Origin of the sequence: Candidatus Avelusimicrobium sp., from assembly GCF_050873505.1 — a bacterium.
GTDB lineage: Bacteria > Elusimicrobiota > Elusimicrobia > Elusimicrobiales > Elusimicrobiaceae > Avelusimicrobium.
The window spans coordinates 1-17,495 of the sequence record NZ_JBNMIY010000010.1 but is presented as its reverse complement, the minus strand read 5'-3'; the positions used below and the strand labels follow the sequence as shown (position 1 = coordinate 17,495).

The following is a 17,495-nucleotide window of genomic DNA, read 5'->3' as shown; positions in this document are numbered from 1 at the left end:
GCCTAGGCGCGCTTGGGACCTTTGGACCTGGCAGAAAAGATAAACGGAAATATATAATAAAAGTATGAGAGTTTTTACATTATTTATTTGTTTATTATTTTTTGCGCCCAGTGCGTTTGCGCAGAAGTTCTCGTTACTAAAACGGGTCTTTTCCGCGCGCAAGGCTGTGGAAGCGCCTGTTAAAGCGCCGAAAGTGTCCTTGCCCAAAGTTGCGGCCGTAGAGGTGCCCGTGCGCCCGGTAAAATTGCCCAATGTGGTGCCTCCGCACGTTTGGCGTGCCCCGGTGGTGTCTGCCCTTACGCCGGAAATTAAGGCCGTAGTGCCTCATTATACTTCGGCCCGGACGGCGCTTATCAGCGAGGTGGGAAAAGTCCACCCGGCAGAAGCGCATATTGGGGCCTCTTTGTTGGAAGCCCATAACATTTTTACGGGTGCTTTAATCGGCAGTGGCTTTGTGGTCCGCTCGGGCAGCGGGCGGCTGTATGCCGTGCTGTCCTACCACGTGGTAGGTGGCGAAGGCAATATGGTCCATTTGCGTGTATTTAACGAAAAAGGCGAATACCGGGATTACGACCGCTTGTTTGTGTCCGCGGCCGGGGCATTTGGCATTAACTCGCCGGATTCTTCTATTGTGGAACTTCCGCTGGACGCGGCCGATTTTGTCAAACCGCTCCACCTGGCTAAACAGTCCCCTAAACCGGGGGATAAACTGGCCGCTTGGGGCAGCCCCTATGCAGTGCAGGGGCTGGCGCGCCTTGATAGTTTAAGGCTTGTGAACGGGGAAGGCCTTAAACTGACGATGCAGAGCGAGCACACTCCCTTTAAGTTGGATGGATTTTGCGGCAGCCCGGTACTAAATGAAGCGGGCGAAGTGGTGGGTATTATTGACGGGTTTAATCACGATGCGTACCACTATTTTGCCGCCAACGCGCGCTTTACATTACCGTGGCTGATTGGCAATTATGAGCAAAATATGATTCCAATGTTGGAATATAAACTAAACGGACGCACTGCCTTTTGGGTATCGTCCGGCGAGAGCGTGGGCGAAGTGCGGTTGTTAAATGCCCGCGGCAAGGTAAAGGAAAAGGTCTATCTGCCCGGTTATCCGCTCCCCTTTGACCCAGCCAAACTGGAAGCCTTATTCCCGCAGGCCCAAGCCGGGGATGCGCTGGAACTGGATATTTTAAGACACCGGGAAGTGTTCCGCACCGTTACGGTGGATATAGGGCGTCCGTAGGTGCTTTTTCTCTTAATTTAAAAGGAAGCCGACGAGGCTTCCTTTTTCGTGCCCCGCCGTCAAAACAAATATTATAAAATGAAACAATGAGGCTTTATCCCCTGATTAAACTGCTGCGCCAAGCCTTGGCTGTTCTGCTTATCCTGCAATTTACGTTCGCTCTCCCGGCGGGCGCGCAGTCGCTTCCGTACCGGCTGGTGGATACGGACCAGTACGATATTTTTAGGGAAGACCAGCAAGCCAAAGAGGAAGAAAAACTGGCCTTGGAGGACCCGCCCGACGACGCAAACCTGTTAAAATACTCCAACGAGTTTTGGCGGCAGGCGGTTACGTCCGTAGAGGGGGCTTATAAACTGGATAAAGAGCCCGAGCCCATCCCCGATTTAACGCTTTTAAACCCCACCTTGTCTTTGCCCTTGTACGGCACGAGTATCGCGCTTACGGGCCGCTATGTGCTGGGCTTTAAAATGGCGGCTAAAAAATACAAAAAAGACGACAACAACAGCGTGGACGAACGCAGCGACAGCAGTTTTGAAATGGACCAGCAGTTGCAGTTAAAAATGCAGGGTAAAATTTTGGAACGCGTGTTCGTGGATATTGACTACGACGACCAACGCGAAGAGGAAAAAAGCATTTCCGTAGCCTACCGCGGCAAACCGGGGGAACTGGTGCAACTGGCCGAGTTCGGCGATATCAATTTGTCCCTGCCGCAGACGGAATTTATCGCGTATGAAAAACAACTCTTCGGCGCCAAAATGCACTTGCAGCACCAAAATGCCAACCTTTATTTAATCGGTTCGCAAACCAAGGGTTCCAGCAAGCAAAAGCAATTCGTAGGCAGCAGCGTGGCGGAAATCGTTTCCTTGGCGGATAAAGACTACATTCGCCGGACATATTACGATTTGACCTTCGGCGGCAACGTGCCCGACGGGGCGCGCGATACCACCTTGGACGACGCCTATTCCCAATGGCGGGCGTATATCGGTTCCATTTCCCCGGGTTCGGAGGAAATTTATTTGGATAACAACGATACATCCTCCGACTATGTGCCCGTAACCTTAAACGCCGAGGACTTTTTGGGCGGTTCCACCTATTCCGCCAAGTGGGAACTTTTAACCCGCGGTACGGACTATACCGTGGACTACGCCAGCGGTATTATTACCTTTAAACGCACCATTAAGGCCGAAAGTGTGCTGGCGGTGGACTACCGCGGCACCACGGGTAACCAATTAAGCAGTTGGGGAACGTCCAATACCATTAAATTAATCAAAACCGAAAACGACCAAACCACCCTTTCGGGCACCGACCAAACCGCTACCAAAATGGAGTTAAAGACCTATTACAATATCGGCGCGCAGAAGATTACGTCCGATAACGGAAAGGGTAACTTTATTTTGCAGTTGCAGGACGCGAACGGCCAAGCGGTTACGGATCCCAAATATTTGTATCCTACCAGTATTATTATGGATTTTGATACGGGTATCTTCCATTTGCAAAACCGTTTGAACGACCCGGGGCTCTATGGCACAACGCCGACGTCTTCCAAAAATATGACGTTTAAAATCCAGTACGAGTCCACGGTTAAAACCTATTTTATTGAGGCGGACATTGTCGTCCAGTCCGAAACCGTCAAACTAAACGGCCGTACCTTAACGCGCAATAACGATTATTACATTGACTATACCTCCGGTTTTATCACCTTTTACAAGGGCGACGAAATTACCGAAAATTCCACCATTGATATCACTTATGATACGACTAACGGCTCCAACTCCAATAACTCCGTAATGGGGGGAAGATTGGACTATAAACTGTTTGATAAAATCGTAATGGGGGCTACCGTACTGAAAGAAGGGGGGGATAAACCCAGCACCGTCCCGCAGGTGGGCGACTACGCCAAGGACCTTTTGGTCTATGGGGCGGATATCAACGGGAAGGATATTAAACTGGCGGAACCCTTGTCTGTGGATTTCAGCGCGGAAGTAGCCAAGAGCAGTAAAAAGCAAAACCTGTTCGGCTACGCGATGATTGACAGTATGAACGAAACCAACGAACAGGTGGCGGGCTCGCGCGTGTTTAGGGACTGGATTATTGCTTCCAACCCCAGCGGCAAAACTTCGTTCTGGGATTCTATCCATTGGGACACGCAGGACTTGCCGTCCCTGGAAATCAACCCGCACTCTATTGCCGATTACAACGATAAACAGCAAGTGCTGGTGATTGATTACGACTTTACCAAGGGCGTTAATTTTGACGGCCGCGACGAAGTTTCTATCGTCTATCCGCTTAGCACCAGCGGTTTGGATTTATCCACTAAAACCTCGTTTGAACTGACAATGCTGGGCGAAACGGGTGGCCCGCAGGTAAACTTTGCCTTTGGTAACATTTCGGAATATTCGGATAATTCCACGGGTATGGATACGCAATGCGGTGTGGGCGTACCCAAGACGGAAGACGTCTATTGCCGCAACAGTTTGGCGCCGAACGAGGATATCGGCTGGCTGTTCACGGACCCGGACGGTACCGAACACCGCTATAACCCGTTTGTAAATAACGTCTATAACCCCGAATCCCAGCCCAACGGGCGCATTGATACGCAGGACTTAAACGGCAACGGCAAGTACGATACGGAAAGTATCCCCTCGCAGGGGAACTTCGGTTTTGCGGGGGCTTCTATCCCCGGGCTGGTGGGCAATGTGGCCGATAATACCACTTGGCAGACCTTTACCGCCCCCTTAACCATTAACGATAAAAGCGAGTGGACGGCGGTGCGCCATTTGCGTATTACGCTTAAAAAGGGCACTAAATTAAAGGGGCAAATTAAAATTGCTAATGTGGCCTTGTCCGGCACGGCTTGGAACCCGCAGGAAGGAATTTCCCCGTCCGTGTTTTCCGCCGCGGGCATTAATAACGTGGATAACGCCAATTACGAGCCTATCTTTGCGGACCGCACGGGCGACGGCAGAGAAGTCTTTAAATATTTGTATGGCTCCTTGGATAATTACAAAAAGTCCACCGGCTCCGCCAATGCACTGGACCAATCCTTAAACCTTAAATTTAATACGGCTTCTTTGGGCGACAACGACGAAGTGTATGCCAACCGTAACTTTTCCACGATGGATTTCAGCCAACACCGCGAGGTGCGCTTCTTGCTCCACGGGGCAATGCAACAGGGAACGGATATCCCCTTAAACCAAGACGGTACGGAATTCTTCTTAAAAGTGGGTACGGAAACGAATTATGATAAAGTGGTGGTGCCGACCAACTTTCGCGGTTGGCGGCTCATTTCCTTAAAAATGGTGGACTCCAACGGGGACGGTATCGCGGATACCTTTGAAAACCTGTCCGACCCGTCCTATAATGTGCGGGTGGAGCCCGTTCGTACCTCTAACGGCATTTTAAACTTCCAAGAGGTCAGTTTGATTTTGGCCGGTGTGCAAAAGCAGAGCGGCACTTCGGGCAGCCAAGGCGAAGTGTGGCTCAACGTCATCCACTTGGCGGGTGCCATTACCAAGGATGGCACGGCCTACAAGGGCGACGTGGTGGTAAAGTTGGACGAGTGGGGCAGTGCGGGTGCCAAGTACAAATACCAAGACAGCAATTTTGAAACGCCCCTTTCCGTAGCCAAAAACCAAGAGGTTACCCAACAGGAATATTTTGTGAAAGTAAACAAAATTAAAGAGTTCCCAATGGAAGCCAATTTGACTAAATCCAGCACGGTTACGCCCCTCATTACCGACTCCAAGGATTACAACACCGTCAGCCTGTTGGATAAAGGCAAGGTGGACCGCCAAAGCACAATGGTGCGCGGGGATTTTATTAAAGAAAATCTGCCCAAAATCGGCTTGGAATACACCACGGACCAGGTAAAATACGACGTAATGAAGCGTAAGGACGATGCCCGCACCTACGGGGCGACGCTTTCGCACACGGCGGGTTCCTTTAAAAATATTTCCGCCGGATATCACATTACAGACTCGTCCATTGATTACGACCGCAGCAAACACTTGGAATCGGCCAATTATTACAATACGGACGAAAACACGCAAAAAATGAATATGAAGGTAACGTACCAGCCTAATAATTCGTTTACCTTCACGCCCAGTTACAGTTTAAGCAAAAGCAAAGAGGACCGCACGCAGTATTCGTCCGCTTCCCAGCAGGATATTAGTTACCCCAAGGCCCTCACGCAAAACACGGGCTTTAACAGCACTTGGAAGATTAATAAATGGCTGGCTCCGTCCGTCAGTTACAACATCAGCACGCAGGAAAACAATAACTTAAACGCCAAAACGCTGACCGCCTCAGGCACGCGCGTAGAGGTGGGCGTGGGCGAGGTGAAAACCGTCAACCGCAACGCGGACGGCGGTGTTTCCTTAACGCTTAACGGCAACGAACTTTTGCCCAACAGCAAATTGTTTAATACCTTTGTCATTTCGTCCAGTTACCGCATACAGGATGCCGATGCGTGGGCGGATGTGGACAGCGGGTTTGACTCCCGCAAGGCGCTGTGGATTCGCGGAGGCTCGTTAAAGGACGTGGGCGATTACGGCTACCGCAAGAGTTTAATTTTGCGCGATACGTTTACTTCTACCCAGCGTTGGAGTCCGCTCGCCCGCTACGAAATGGGCGGCGCGGCGTCCCCGCTTAAAACGATTTCGCTTATTAACAACTTTACCAAAACCTTGCAGTCCAACGAGCAAACAGGTACGTCGTACGATTCCACCAGTTTGACCCTGCCGGATATGACGTTTTCCATTTCCGACTTGGAAAAATTCTTCTACGGCGGGCGTTGGTTCAGTTCGTCCAATTTAAAACTGCGTTACAGTTGGGTGGAGCAGACCAACACGGGTACGGACGAACAATATACCAAGCAATACGGCGGGGATTTGCGCTTTATGCTGTTTAACTATTTTGATACGGTGCTTAACTATACGCGCAAGGATTCCGACAAAACTGACCTGCGCGCGGGCACCAGTTTGGAAACAGTGCGCGACAGCGATATTTCCGCCCAGACGTCCTTTTATGTGGGGTCTCTGCGTGTAACGCCGAAAGTGTTGTATTCGTCGCACGATAAATGGCTGGTGGCGGGTAAAATCAGCGAAAGCACCACCACCACTACGCCCAGTTTAAACCTGCGGTGGGACTTTAATATCCCGCGCGGCATTAAACTGCCGTTTGTGAACAAAATGTACAATGCCACCAACCGCGTGATTTGGAATACCACGCTTACCTATACGGATAAAAAATCCCCGGTAGAGGTAAAGGACAACTACCAAATGTACGATGTTACCACATCGCTGGATTATGAAATGTCGCAGAATCTGCGCTTTACGCTCTCCGGCGGGCTGACGGTGCTTAATCACTCCTATGTGGAAACCGAGGATTACACCGCCTATAACGTGGCGGCCAACGTAACAATTCAATTTTAGTATGAAATACGGCGCGGCCTGCTTAAAACTTTTACTGCATTTCTTTTTGCCGCGCACTTGTTTTGCGTGCGGGTGTGATTTGCCTTGGAACGCCCAAGAACCCTTGTGCTTATCGTGCTCGTCCCGTTTGTCCGCACCCGGGCCGCATATTTGCAAGCGGTGCGGGGCGGTGTTAAAGTACGGCGGGGCGCATTGTTTTGCCTGCCGGGGGAGCAAAGAACGGGAATACAAGTGCCGCGTGATTCGCTCCGCCTTTAAATTTAATCCCTCTTCCCGCGCGCTTGTCCACGCGTTAAAATACGCGCGGGCGGACTATTTGGCCCGTTATATGGGCGCGCAAATGGCAAAGCATTATAAAAATTACCCTGAACTTGCGGAAGCGGAAATGGTTGTGCCAGTGCCGCTTTTTCCCAAAAGGAACCGCGCCCGCGGCTATAACCAGAGCGAACTGTTAGCGGAAAATTTTGCCCCGTGGGTGGGTTTAACGGCAGATACCAAAAGTTTGGTGCGTATCAAAAATACGGTTAGCCAAACCACCTTGGGGCGTATGGGCAGATTAGCCAATATGAAGGGAGCCTTTGCGTGCAAAAATCCGGCGGCAGTAAAGGGCAAAACTGTTTTGTTAATTGACGACGTTGCCACCACCGGGGCAACATTAGAGGGGTGTGCCGCGGCCTTAAAGGCGGCGGGAGCCAAAAAGGTAATGGCCTATACCTTTGCCCGGGAATAGGTTAATGCGGAAAGTGTTCCTCAAATTTCTTTATAAGGTCCGCCGCGGAGTCTTCGGCCTGAAAGGGCAGTTCTGCGACGCCACGCGCTTTTAATTCAGTTAGCAGCGCTTCGCGGTCTTTTTTAGACAAAAAGCCGAAATTTTGCATTTTGTGCGAGCAGAAATTCCCCGTTACTAGGATTAATACCGTTTTTAACTTATTTCCCCGTCCACAGTACACTAGCCGCTCGGCTAGGTAAAACGCCTTTACGTTAGGCCATAAAAGACTGTACTTTTGGACAGATTTTTCCATCGTTTCTGCTTCTACTTGTTCCCACTCTATATGATCCGGATAAATTTTACATACGGCCGGGGAAAAAAAGATAAGCGTAAAAACATAAATGCTTACCGCCATACTGAGAATATATACAAGAAGTAAGCCTCGGCTGTGAAATAAGCACAGCGTTAGGGTAATCATTTCCAATACAAGCAGGCACCCCAAGAATTTGTTAAAAATATTCTGGTGAAAAGAGAAGATTAGTTCGTTATTCTTGCGTTTCATTTATTACATTTCTCCTGCATAATATTTACAATCATCGGGTCCACGCGGCTCATCCCCACGGTGGAAATACTGCCTAGGTTTTGAATCGTCTCTTCCGCCGTGTGGCCGACAAAACCTTCCACTTCCGTAATGCCGTAGTCGTGTATCGCCATATAGGCGGAGCGGATAGCCGCATCGGTGGAACTGACTACCTTTAAGGCGCACCCGCTTTTGGCGCCGTCGCACAGCATACCGCCAATATCGCTGATAATGTTGTTAATCGCCAGCGTAATGGCGGGCACGCAGTTGCCGCGCTGTTGGTAAGTAATGGCCGCCGTGGCCCCTACGCCCGCGGCAATCGCACAGCCGCAAATGGGCGCCAGTTCCCCGGTAAACACCTTTACATAACCGTTTAATAAGTGCGAAAGGGCAATGCTTTTTAAAATGGTGGTTTCTTCTACTTCCATTTCCTTGCCCACCTTCCACGGAACCAAAATGGTTACTACCCCTTGGTTGCCCGATTCCCCGCTGGCCATAACGGGCACGGCTTGCCCGTCCATACGCGCATCGGCGGCGCAGGCGGTCAAAATCTTGGTGGAGGAAATCAAATCCATTTGCAGGAGTTTCTTGCGGACGAGTTCTTTGATGTAAAAGCCCACTTTTTGCAAGGCTTGGCCCAGTTCGGCTGCCTTTAAATTCATTTCTACGCCTTTTTTGATATATTTTAAATCTTCTTCGTCCGCGTTATCGGCGGCGTTTAATAAATCCTGCAAGGTGGCTTTTTTTAACGCCTGTTTAAAATCGTGCGCCTTTTGGGCGTGGTTTTCAAGCGGCAAATGGTTTACTTTTATTTCGTCCCCGCACGATAAATACGCCACGTCCGTATGGCTGCCCGCAATAATACATTTGGCGGTTTTATGGTTTTTGCCCGTTAGCGTACAGGCAATGTAAAAGCCGTGCGCCTGCGGGGCGACTTCCATAGTTACCAAATGCTTTGTGAGCATTTCCTTGGCGCGGGCCAAAACGTTTTTGTCTGCGGCGGATAAAATTTCCATATTTAGTTCGGGCTTAGCCAGCAAAATCCCCATCGCGCCGGCTAATAGATTGCCCTTTTCTCCGTCCGTGTTCGGTATTCTCACGCCCATACCGTTTTTATAGGTGCCCGCGTCTAACTGAAATTCGGCCTTTTCTATTTCGCCGCTCAATTCCTTGGCGGCATATGCGGCGCATAACGCTACGGAAACGGGTTCTGTGCACCCCATTGCCGGATAAACTTGGTATTTTAGCACTTCCTTTAAAATGTTCATATTATATTTTCCCATTTGCCTTTAAACTGTAATGCGACCCTTTGCCGATAATAATGTGGTCGTGTACCGAAATGCCAAACAGTTCCGCCGCCCGCACCACGTCGCGCGTGAGTTCAATGTCCTCCTGCGAGGGCGAAGCGTCGCCAGACGGGTGGTTGTGCACCAAAATAATGGCCGGAGCCTTGGCCGCCAAGGCGCACTCTACAATTTTGCGCGGCGATACGGCCACCCGGTCAATCAGCCCCGAGGCGATAACTTCCGTGCCCATAACGGTATTGCGCACGGAAAGATAAATAATTTCTAAACACTCTTCCTGCTTTCCGGCCAGCGAGGCGTTGCAATATTCCAGCACTTGTTGCGGTGTGCGGATAGTGATGCGCTCTTTTACTTCCGAGAGCGAATACTTTTTAAACACCGCGCGGATTAATTTTAAAAACTGCGCGGTGGCGGGGCCCACCCCGTTTACTTGCGAAAGTTGGTCCGGGTCCGCGTCCAGCACGGCGGCCAACGAGCCGAATTTTTTAAGCAATGCCCAAGCAATCGGTTTGGTGTCTTTGCGCGGCACGGCATAGGTCAACAGCAGTTCCAGGGTTTCGTGGTCCAGGAAACTGTCCAACCCCGCCGAGGCGAATTTTTCACGGATGCGTTCACGGTGTCCGATGTAAGAAGGGTTATTTGGCATAGTGTTTCTCGTTTTTTATTATACTGTTTTTAATGCTAGAATAAATATAATCAAAATGCCGTATAAGGGGGAAATTATGAAAAATATCGTTGTAATCGGTGGCGGCCCGGCAGGGTATCCGGCCGCGTTAAAGGCGGCTTCTTTGGGGGCCAAGGTTACGCTGGTGGAAAAAAACAAAGTCGGCGGGGTATGTTTAAATTGCGGCTGTATTCCGTCCAAATCTTTATTGGATGCGGCGCACCGCTTCCACACGGTTAAAACCATTTCCGCCTTGTGTGCGGACGGCGCGCAGGAACAGGCGGATAAACTTTTTAGCCTGTTAGATTGGGGGAAAATCCAGGCCCGCCAGCGCGCGGCCACGCGCAAACTGACGCAAGGGGTGTCCTTTCTGCTTAAAAAAGCGGGGGTGGAAGTAATAAACGGGGAAGCCTCTTTTGTAAACGAACATACCGTAAACGTAAAAAAAGCGGACGGCACGGAACAGCAACTGGAAGCGGACGGCATTATTTTGGCCGCCGGGTCCGAAGCGTTTTTTCCGGCTCCGTTTGACCAAATAAAGGATAAAATTTACGACAATTCCACCATTTTTGATATGCCGCATCTGCCCAAGGAATTAGTGATTGTGGGCGGGGGAGTAATCGGCTGTGAAATGGCCGATTTTATGAACGAGTTGGGCGTAAAGGTAACCATTGTGGAAATGCAGCCGCGTTTGTTGCCGCTGGAAGACGAAGGCGTGGCCCGCGTGTTGACCCAAGCGTTTGGCAAGCGGGGCATTAAACTTTGCACGGGTACAAGTGCAACGGGCGTAACGTATGAAAACGGCGTCTATACGCTTACGCTGTCCAACGGGCAAACCCTAACGTCGGATGCTGTTTTAGCCGCTATTGGGCGTAGCGTAAATTTAAGCGCGCTTAAAATGGAAAATATCGGCGTAACTTGGACCCGCAAGGGCGTGCAGGTAAATCCGCAAACCTTGCAGTTAAAGGGGAATATTTACGCGGCCGGCGATGTAAACGGTCTCTTCCAATTAGCGCACGCGGCCAGCCGGCAGGGCGAGGTGGCGGCTTCCAACCTGTGCGGCGTTCCGGCGGTTTATCACAACGAAAGCGTGCCGCGCGCCATTTACACATCGCCCGAAATTGCTTCTATGGGCCTTACGCGCGCACAGGCCGAAACCAAGGGGCTGTCCGTTAAAACCCATAAGGCCTTTTTGCTGGCCAACGGCCGCGCCGTAGCGCAGGACCAAACCGAAGGATATTACGAACTTATCAGCAATGCGCAAACCGGGGAATTATTAGGCGGTGTGTTTGCGGGCGCACACGCGGCGGAACTTATCCACACCGTCAGCGTAGCCTTGGCCGCCAAAATGACGGTGGCTCAGTTAAAGGAAGTGATTTTTGCCCACCCCACCTTTGCTGAATCTATCGGGGAGGCCTTAAACAGATGAACCCCATTAGCATTGTGTTGGTACGCCCGCGCGACCCCAATAATATTGGGGCCTGCGCCCGGGCAATGGGTAATTTCGGCTTGTCCGATTTACGCGTGGTGGACCCATACGAACCCGTCTGGCGGGAATCCGTCAGCGCGGTGGGCGTAAATGACATTATGCAGCAGGCCAAACGGTGCGCCACCTTGGACGAAGCCCTGCAAGATGCCACGTTTTCTATGGCTTCCACCGCCATTAAAAACCGGGAGATCAAGCAGGAAATTGTCCCCTTGCCTACGCTCAACGAACGCTTGCAAACCGCCCCCAAAGGGCGCGTAGCCTTGGTGTTTGGCAACGAAAAGAGCGGCCTCTCCGGCGAGGACATTGAACGGTGCGATGTGGTGCTGAATATCCCTACGGCTTCCAAACAGCCGTCCATCAATTTGGCCCAAGCCGTTATTTTAACCTGTTATGAACTTTCCCGGCGGCCCGGTTTTAAGGCTATCCGCCGCCCCGGGCAGGCTCCCGAAGCGCCGACAGACGCACAAAAGGAAATTTTTATTTCGTCTGCGGACGTGCTGTTTGAAAAATCCGGCTTTAAGACCGATTTTTCTTCGGACCAGCGCAAAGCGCTCCTGCGTCATATGCTTTCCCGCCAAGGGTTAAGCCGGGAGCAGTTGTTTTTCTTAAAAAAATGGGCGGACAAGTTATCTTCCAAATTGCCGTAAATCGTCCGGCCAAAGGCCGCTATATTTGTTAAAATATAACTAATGCTTACAGGGGGCGCAAATGGATTACAACATCCTAGTTATTAACCCGGGGTCCACCTCGGACGATATCGGCTATTACCGCGGCAATACGCCTGTGTTTGAAGTTACTGTCCGTTATTCGCTGACCGATTTGGAACCCTACGAAGGCAAAAACGTTACCGAACAGTTGCCCCTGCGCCGCAAACTGATTTTGGATTATCTGCTAGACCACAAAGTTCCGCTCAAAGAAATTGATGCGGTCATCGGCCGCGGCGGCTTTATCCGCTCCGTAGAGGGCGGTGTGTATGCCGTAAACGACCAAATGGTAAGCGACTTGGAAACCGGCCGCTACGGCGGGATCCACCCCAGCAATTTAGGCGGCATTTTGGCGCGCGAAATCGCCCAATATGCCGGATGCCCCAGTTTTATTGCCAACCCGGTGGTTATTGACGAACTCCAACCTGTTGCCCGCTATTCGGGTATGCCCGAAAATCCGCGTATTTCCATTTTCCACGCATTAAGCCAAAAGCGCGTGGCGCGTTTGATTGCGGGGAAATTGGGCAAACCGTATGAAAAGATGAATTGTATCGTTTGCCACGGCGGCGGTGGCATTACCGTCGGTGCGCACCGCGAGGGGAAAGTAGTGGACGTCAACAATGGCTACGAGGGCGACGGCCCGATGACCCCGCAGAGAAGCGGCGGCACGCCCAACTCCGGCTTGGTGCAGATGTGCTATTCGGGCAAATATACCTTGCGTGATATGCGCCTAAAACTGCGCGGCAAGGGCGGACTGGTGGCCTATACGGGTACGTCCGACGTAAAAGATTTGGAAGAATTTATCCGCACGGGCGAAAAACGCCCCGGCTCCCTCATTTGCTGTACGCGCGAGGAAGCCAAACTGGCCGAGGACGCAATGATTTACCAAATTGCCAAATACATTGGGGCGATGGCCGTTGTACTGGAAGGAAAAGTGGATTTTATTGCGCTTACGGGCGGGCTGATGAACAGCAAATATATCCCGCAGGCCATTAGCACGTATGTCAGTTGGATTGCCCCGGTATATGTATTCCCGGGCAGCGAGGAAAAGGACGCCCTGCGCGAGGCCGCCCGCCGCGCGCTGGATAATCCCAAGATTGTAAAGAAGTACAGTTGATTTAAAAGTTATTCTTGTAAGGAGATAAATATGAAATTCAAAAGTTTTGCCGATTTGATTGAACAAGTAAAAGGGAAATCAAACCGTGTAGTAGTGCCGGGCGCGAACAATAAAGAAGCGTTGACGGCTATCAAAATGGCCGACCAGAACGGCCTTATTTCCCACGGTATTTTGATTGGGCCGCTGGCCGCCGTCAAACAAACCGTAGCCGAAGTGGGTTTGAACGACAGCAAATTTGAATATATTGACTGCGAAGACGTCCCCACGATGTGCAAATTGGCCGTGGACCAAATCTTGGCCGGCAAAGGCGACTTTTTGATTAAAGGCCTCGTGGATACCAAGTATTATATGAAGGCGATTTTGAATAAAGAAGCCCACTTGGTGCCGGAAGGGGCGCTCTTGTCCCACTTTGTGCTGTTCAGCACGCCGAAATACCACAAACCCTTTGCGGTAACCGATTCCGCCGTGGTTATTGCCCCGACCTTGGAACAAAAGGCCAAAATCATCCAGAACGCCGTCAACACGATGCATAAACTTGGCTTGGAAACGCCGAAAGTGTCCTGCGTGTGCCCGGTGGAAAAAGTAAACGAAAAAATCCCCTCTACCGTGGATGCGGCCGCCTTGGCGCAAATGAACGCGGAAGGGAAAATCACCGGTTGCACGGTGGAAGGCCCGTACGACTTGTACATTTCTCTCTCGCCTGAACGCGCCGCTGAAAAGGGCATTAAAGGCAAAGTCGTGGCCGGAGACGCCGATATCTTGATGTTGCCAGACTTGGATGCCGCCAACCCGCTCTACAAGGCCTTGGCCTTCTTTGGCGACCATATGGAAGCCGCGGCTGTGCTCGTGGGCCCGAAAATCCCGGTCATCTTGCCTTCCCGCGCCGATGACCCGAAAGTGAAACTCAACGCCATTGCGTTGTGCTCTTTCTTAAAGGACCAAAAATAGTTTATCAGGGGGCGGCTTAACGGCCGCCCCTTACTGTGCTTATGAAAGAAAAATTCCTAGCCTTTATCCGGCAGCACTACCGCCGCTACCACGATATTTTGTTTTACACGCTCACCTTGTGCGTGATTATTGTGGCAACGGGGATGGCGTTGCATATTTCGCGCGTAAAAGACGAACAGGAAAAGGAAAACCTGCGTGAGCGCGAAATCCCGGTTAGGGAATTTACCATTAAAGAAAAACCGATTTATGTAGCGTTGCAGGAAGCCGGTTTGTCCAACCAGGAAGTGGCGCAAATCGTGGGCAAACTATCCACGGTGGCCGATACGCGCAAATTGCAAAAAGGCGATGTCTATTCGCTGTCCGTGGATGCAGACGGGCACTTTATTATGCTGCTGCTTACGCAGGGCTTCAAGCGCTATTATGTAGCCAATGTGGCGCACGTGGACGGCGCACTGGTAGCGGGCGTAAGCGATGTGGAAATTAAAACCCGCATTAAAACGGCCGCGGGGAAGATTAAGGGCTCTTTGTTTAACTCTATGCTTTCCAAGGGGTTGCAAGTGCCGCTTATTTTGGATTTTACGGACGCGTTTTCTTGGACGATTGATTTTAACACCGATACCCGCAACGGCGACGAATATGCCGCCTTGTGGGAGGAAAACTATACTTCCACGGGCGAAATAACCAGCCAGGATTTGCTCGCCGCCTCTTACAAAAGTGCCGAGGGCGGCACCACTTATGCCTTTTATTTTGAAGACGATTTTTATGACGAAACGGGCAAAATGAGCAAAAAAATGTTCTTAAAGTCGCCCATCAGTTTCCGCAATTACCGCATTTCGTCCCGCTTTTCCTACGGGCGGTTGCACCCGATTTTGAAAATCCGCCGCCCGCATTTGGGCATTGATTACGCCGCCCCGACGGGTACCCCGGTTCAGGCGGTGGCAGACGGAACGGTAAAAGTAGCCGGATACAAGGGCGGTTTTGGCAACTATGTGGAAATCCGCCACGCCAACGGTTATATGACCTCTTACGGCCATTTAAAGGGCTACGGCAAAGGCATTAAGGCCGGGGCCAAGGTCAAACAGGGGCAAACGGTCGGCTATGTGGGCAGTACGGGGCTTTCCACGGGGCCGCACTTGGATTTCCGCATTAAAGAAAAGAACAAATTTGTAGATTTCTTAAAAATGAAGAACCGCAATTCTACCGTGCGGGATATTCCCAAAGAACAACGCAAAGAATTTGAGGACTTAAAAGTGCTATACTTAAAAGAATTAGAAGCAGCCCAAAAGGCGGCCTTTGCTCCCAAAAAGGACGCCGCGGAGGACAAAAATGAAGCATAAAAAAATCGCCATTACAGGCGGCCCCAACAGCGGCAAAACGACGGCTCTGTCGGTGCTGAAAGAAACTTTCGGCCCGCAAGTGGAACTCGTGCGCGAAGCCGCCACAATGATTTTTAGCGGCGGATTCCCGCGGCAGGACAACAGCCGCGCGCATATTGAAGCCGCCCAGCAGATTATTTTCGTAGCCACCAAGGAAATGGAAGAATTGGCCGAGCAAACGTCCGAGGCGCCCCTTATCGTGTGCGACCGCGGTACGGTGGATGCTTCCGTTTATTGGCCGGACGGCCCGGAAGCGTTTTTTGCGCATATGGGTACCTCCTTGGAGGCGGAACTCGCCCGCTACGACGCGGTGTTGCACCTGTCTCCGCCGTCCAACCCGGCCTTTTACCAATCCACGCACGTGCGCACGGAAACCTTGGATAAGGCATTTGAAATTGACCGCAAAATTTTAAAAATGTGGGAAAAACACCCCAACCGCTTGGTAGTAGGCGGAACGGAACACTTTTTTGAAAAGGCGGAAGCCATTAAGAATTTTGTAGAAAAAATCATTAAAGGATAACTTATGAAAAAAATCGTTTTAACCGGCGGCCCCAGCGGCGGCAAAACCACGGCTCTTTCTATCTTGAAGGAAACCTTCGGTAACAAAATTGCCCTCGTGCAGGAAGCCGCAACCCTGATTTACAGCGGCGGTTTTCCGCGTAAGGACAACAGCCCCGTGCACATTGAACACGCCCAAAATATTATTTTTTACACCGTGCACCAGTTGGAAGAATTGGCCGAAAAGACCTCCAACGCCAAGGTAATGGTGTGCGACCGCGGGTCTATTGACGGCGCGGTGTATTGGCCCAAGGGCCCGGAGGACTTTTTTAAGTCTATGCACAGTTCTTTGGAAGCGGAACTCGCCCGCTACGACGCGGTAATCCACTTGTCCCCGCCGCCCGAGAAGGATTTTTATCAGGCCACCAACGTCCGCACCGAAAACTTACAGCAGGCGTTTGACTTAGATGACCGCATTTTGAAGATTTGGGAAAAGCACCCCAACCGCTTGGTGATCCCGCGGGAGAAACATTATTTTGAAAAGGCGGAAATCATTAAGAATTTTGTAGAAAAACTTATTTCCGAATAATTAGGAGTTGTACATTATGTGGAATCCATTTAAGAAAAAAGAAGAAACAGCGGCCCCCGCGGCCGAGCCGGCTAAAAACGGCAAAAAGGAATCTATTGAGGAGCGCATTGAACGGGAAATTGATTCTTTGCCTGCAATGATTAAAAGCAAATTGCAGGACCCGACCATTAAAAAGCGCTTTATTGACATTGCCAAACGTATGGAAAAGGACGGTGTGGACTTTAAGAGCATCCGCCAAATGAAGAAGTGGATGAAAAACCACGAGGCCGAACTCCGTGCGGAAAACGGCACCGCGCCTGCCAAGGTGGAAACGGTTGTCCACCAAGGGCCCAAAATCGGGCGCAACGACCCGTGCCCGTGTGGCAGTGGCAAGAAGTACAAAAAATGCTGTGGCGCCGGGAAATAACGGCTATTTAGGTTTACAAACCGCCCTGGGAAGTTTTCCTAGGGCGGTTTTTTGTGCCCGGGTAGTTGGTTGTTGTTGTCATCCCGGAAGGTTTTTATCCGGGATCTTGTCGTTATGGCTGCTGTCATTCCCGAGTGTCGTAGTCGGGAATCTGCTGTTTGTCGTTTTCTCTTTTAATAACGACGGATCCCCGACTAAATTCCTCGGGGATGACGGCAAAAAATGTTGTTTGTTGTTATTTAAGAGGTCATCCTGAATTGCCGCCCTTTCCGCTAGGCGGCACCCCGTAGTGTCTCTGTACGGGGTCTATTAACAGGTTTCAGGATCTACCGATTGTGTTGTTGTATTTGCGTGTATTGTTTCCTTTGTTTAATAAACTACCCAAGATGTAGATTCTGAAACAAGTTCAGAATGACCCCTTATTTTTATAACAGCCTTGTTG

At 50.8% G+C, this 17,495-nt stretch carries 14 protein-coding genes; 11 read left to right on the top strand and 3 right to left on the bottom strand.

The window, feature by feature from the left end:
* The first annotated feature begins 64 nt into the window (after positions 1-64).
* The 3 genes from ACR0QV_RS06190 to ACR0QV_RS06180 all read left to right on the top strand — a co-directional run bounded on the left by ACR0QV_RS06190 (position 65) and on the right by ACR0QV_RS06180 (position 7,399).
* Entirely contained in the window at positions 65-1,237 is a 1,173-nt protein-coding gene (locus ACR0QV_RS06190; protein WP_432635465.1) for a S1 family peptidase, read from the top strand.
* A gap of 86 nt (positions 1,238-1,323) precedes the next feature.
* A complete protein-coding gene (locus tag ACR0QV_RS06185; RefSeq protein ID WP_432635463.1) occupies positions 1,324-6,669 on the top strand; it encodes a hypothetical protein in 5,346 nt (1,781 codons plus the stop codon).
* A 1-nt stretch (position 6,670) separates the two neighbouring features.
* Positions 6,671-7,399, top strand: coding sequence for a ComF family protein (locus ACR0QV_RS06180; protein WP_432635461.1), 729 nt, complete (start codon positions 6,671-6,673; stop codon positions 7,397-7,399).
* 1 nt (position 7,400) lies between these two features.
* Here ACR0QV_RS06180 and ACR0QV_RS06175 read toward each other — a convergent pair whose 3' ends face one another.
* The 3 genes from ACR0QV_RS06175 to radC are packed head-to-tail and all read right to left on the bottom strand — an operon-like array spanning position 7,401 to position 9,908.
* Positions 7,401-7,940, bottom strand: coding sequence for a hypothetical protein (locus tag ACR0QV_RS06175; protein ID WP_432635459.1), 540 nt, complete (start codon positions 7,938-7,940; stop codon positions 7,401-7,403).
* Positions 7,937-9,226: a serine dehydratase subunit alpha family protein gene (locus ACR0QV_RS06170; RefSeq protein WP_432635457.1), complete on the bottom strand. Its 1,290-nt coding sequence runs from the start codon at positions 9,224-9,226 to the stop codon at positions 7,937-7,939. Before ACR0QV_RS06170 ends, ACR0QV_RS06175 begins: the two co-directional genes overlap by 4 nt.
* 1 nt (position 9,227) lies before the next feature.
* On the bottom strand, positions 9,228-9,908 hold the full coding sequence (gene radC / locus ACR0QV_RS06165; RefSeq protein WP_428059903.1) for a RadC family protein: 681 nt from the start codon (positions 9,906-9,908) through the stop codon (positions 9,228-9,230).
* Between the two features lie 76 nt (positions 9,909-9,984).
* On the opposite strand from radC, the gene lpdA reads away from it, so the two are divergent.
* The 8 genes from lpdA to ACR0QV_RS06125 all read left to right on the top strand — a co-directional run bounded on the left by lpdA (position 9,985) and on the right by ACR0QV_RS06125 (position 17,053).
* On the top strand, positions 9,985-11,355 hold the full coding sequence (gene lpdA, locus ACR0QV_RS06160) for a dihydrolipoyl dehydrogenase (protein ID WP_432635455.1): 1,371 nt from the start codon (positions 9,985-9,987) through the stop codon (positions 11,353-11,355).
* The gene (locus ACR0QV_RS06155) at positions 11,352-12,062 is read left to right on the top strand and encodes an RNA methyltransferase (protein ID WP_432635453.1); all 711 of its coding nucleotides are present in this window, start codon (positions 11,352-11,354) and stop codon (positions 12,060-12,062) included. The genes lpdA and ACR0QV_RS06155 overlap by 4 nt, the downstream gene beginning before the upstream one ends.
* A 61-nt stretch (positions 12,063-12,123) precedes the next feature.
* Positions 12,124-13,236: a butyrate kinase gene (gene buk / locus ACR0QV_RS06150; RefSeq protein ID WP_428052485.1), complete on the top strand. Its 1,113-nt coding sequence runs from the start codon at positions 12,124-12,126 to the stop codon at positions 13,234-13,236.
* Positions 13,237-13,266: 30 nt separating this feature from the next.
* Positions 13,267-14,184 (top strand): phosphate acyltransferase, encoded by a 918-nt coding sequence (locus ACR0QV_RS06145; RefSeq protein WP_428052483.1) that lies wholly within the window; start codon positions 13,267-13,269, stop codon positions 14,182-14,184.
* Positions 14,185-14,225: 41 nt separating this feature from the next.
* Positions 14,226-15,521 carry a peptidoglycan DD-metalloendopeptidase family protein gene (locus ACR0QV_RS06140; protein WP_432635450.1) on the top strand — a complete coding sequence of 432 codons (1,296 nt, stop codon included), beginning with the start codon at positions 14,226-14,228 and terminating at the stop codon, positions 15,519-15,521.
* On the top strand, positions 15,511-16,080 hold the full coding sequence (locus tag ACR0QV_RS06135; RefSeq protein WP_432635448.1) for an ATP/GTP-binding protein: 570 nt from the start codon (positions 15,511-15,513) through the stop codon (positions 16,078-16,080). Before ACR0QV_RS06140 ends, ACR0QV_RS06135 begins: the two co-directional genes overlap by 11 nt.
* Before the next feature lie 3 nt (positions 16,081-16,083).
* The gene (locus tag ACR0QV_RS06130) at positions 16,084-16,647 is read left to right on the top strand and encodes an ATP/GTP-binding protein (RefSeq protein ID WP_428052477.1); all 564 of its coding nucleotides are present in this window, start codon (positions 16,084-16,086) and stop codon (positions 16,645-16,647) included.
* Between the two features lie 16 nt (positions 16,648-16,663).
* The gene (locus ACR0QV_RS06125) at positions 16,664-17,053 is read left to right on the top strand and encodes an SEC-C metal-binding domain-containing protein (protein WP_432635446.1); all 390 of its coding nucleotides are present in this window, start codon (positions 16,664-16,666) and stop codon (positions 17,051-17,053) included.
* The last annotated feature ends 442 nt before the right edge of the window (positions 17,054-17,495 follow it).

Coding starts and splice junctions, on each gene's coding strand:
- ACR0QV_RS06170 (WP_432635457.1), bottom strand. CDS start 9,226: ATGAACATTTTAAAGGAAGTGCTAAAATACCAAGTTTATCCGGCAATG.
- ACR0QV_RS06140 (WP_432635450.1), top strand. CDS start 14,226: ATGAAAGAAAAATTCCTAGCCTTTATCCGGCAGCACTACCGCCGCTAC.
- ACR0QV_RS06180 (WP_432635461.1), top strand. CDS start 6,671: ATGAAATACGGCGCGGCCTGCTTAAAACTTTTACTGCATTTCTTTTTG.
- ACR0QV_RS06125 (WP_432635446.1), top strand. CDS start 16,664: ATGTGGAATCCATTTAAGAAAAAAGAAGAAACAGCGGCCCCCGCGGCC.
- ACR0QV_RS06145 (WP_428052483.1), top strand. CDS start 13,267: ATGAAATTCAAAAGTTTTGCCGATTTGATTGAACAAGTAAAAGGGAAA.
- ACR0QV_RS06130 (WP_428052477.1), top strand. CDS start 16,084: ATGAAAAAAATCGTTTTAACCGGCGGCCCCAGCGGCGGCAAAACCACG.
- lpdA (WP_432635455.1), top strand. CDS start 9,985: ATGAAAAATATCGTTGTAATCGGTGGCGGCCCGGCAGGGTATCCGGCC.
- ACR0QV_RS06190 (WP_432635465.1), top strand. CDS start 65: ATGAGAGTTTTTACATTATTTATTTGTTTATTATTTTTTGCGCCCAGT.
- ACR0QV_RS06155 (WP_432635453.1), top strand. CDS start 11,352: ATGAACCCCATTAGCATTGTGTTGGTACGCCCGCGCGACCCCAATAAT.
- ACR0QV_RS06185 (WP_432635463.1), top strand. CDS start 1,324: ATGAGGCTTTATCCCCTGATTAAACTGCTGCGCCAAGCCTTGGCTGTT.
- radC (WP_428059903.1), bottom strand. CDS start 9,908: ATGCCAAATAACCCTTCTTACATCGGACACCGTGAACGCATCCGTGAA.
- ACR0QV_RS06135 (WP_432635448.1), top strand. CDS start 15,511: ATGAAGCATAAAAAAATCGCCATTACAGGCGGCCCCAACAGCGGCAAA.
- ACR0QV_RS06175 (WP_432635459.1), bottom strand. CDS start 7,940: ATGAAACGCAAGAATAACGAACTAATCTTCTCTTTTCACCAGAATATT.
- buk (WP_428052485.1), top strand. CDS start 12,124: ATGGATTACAACATCCTAGTTATTAACCCGGGGTCCACCTCGGACGAT.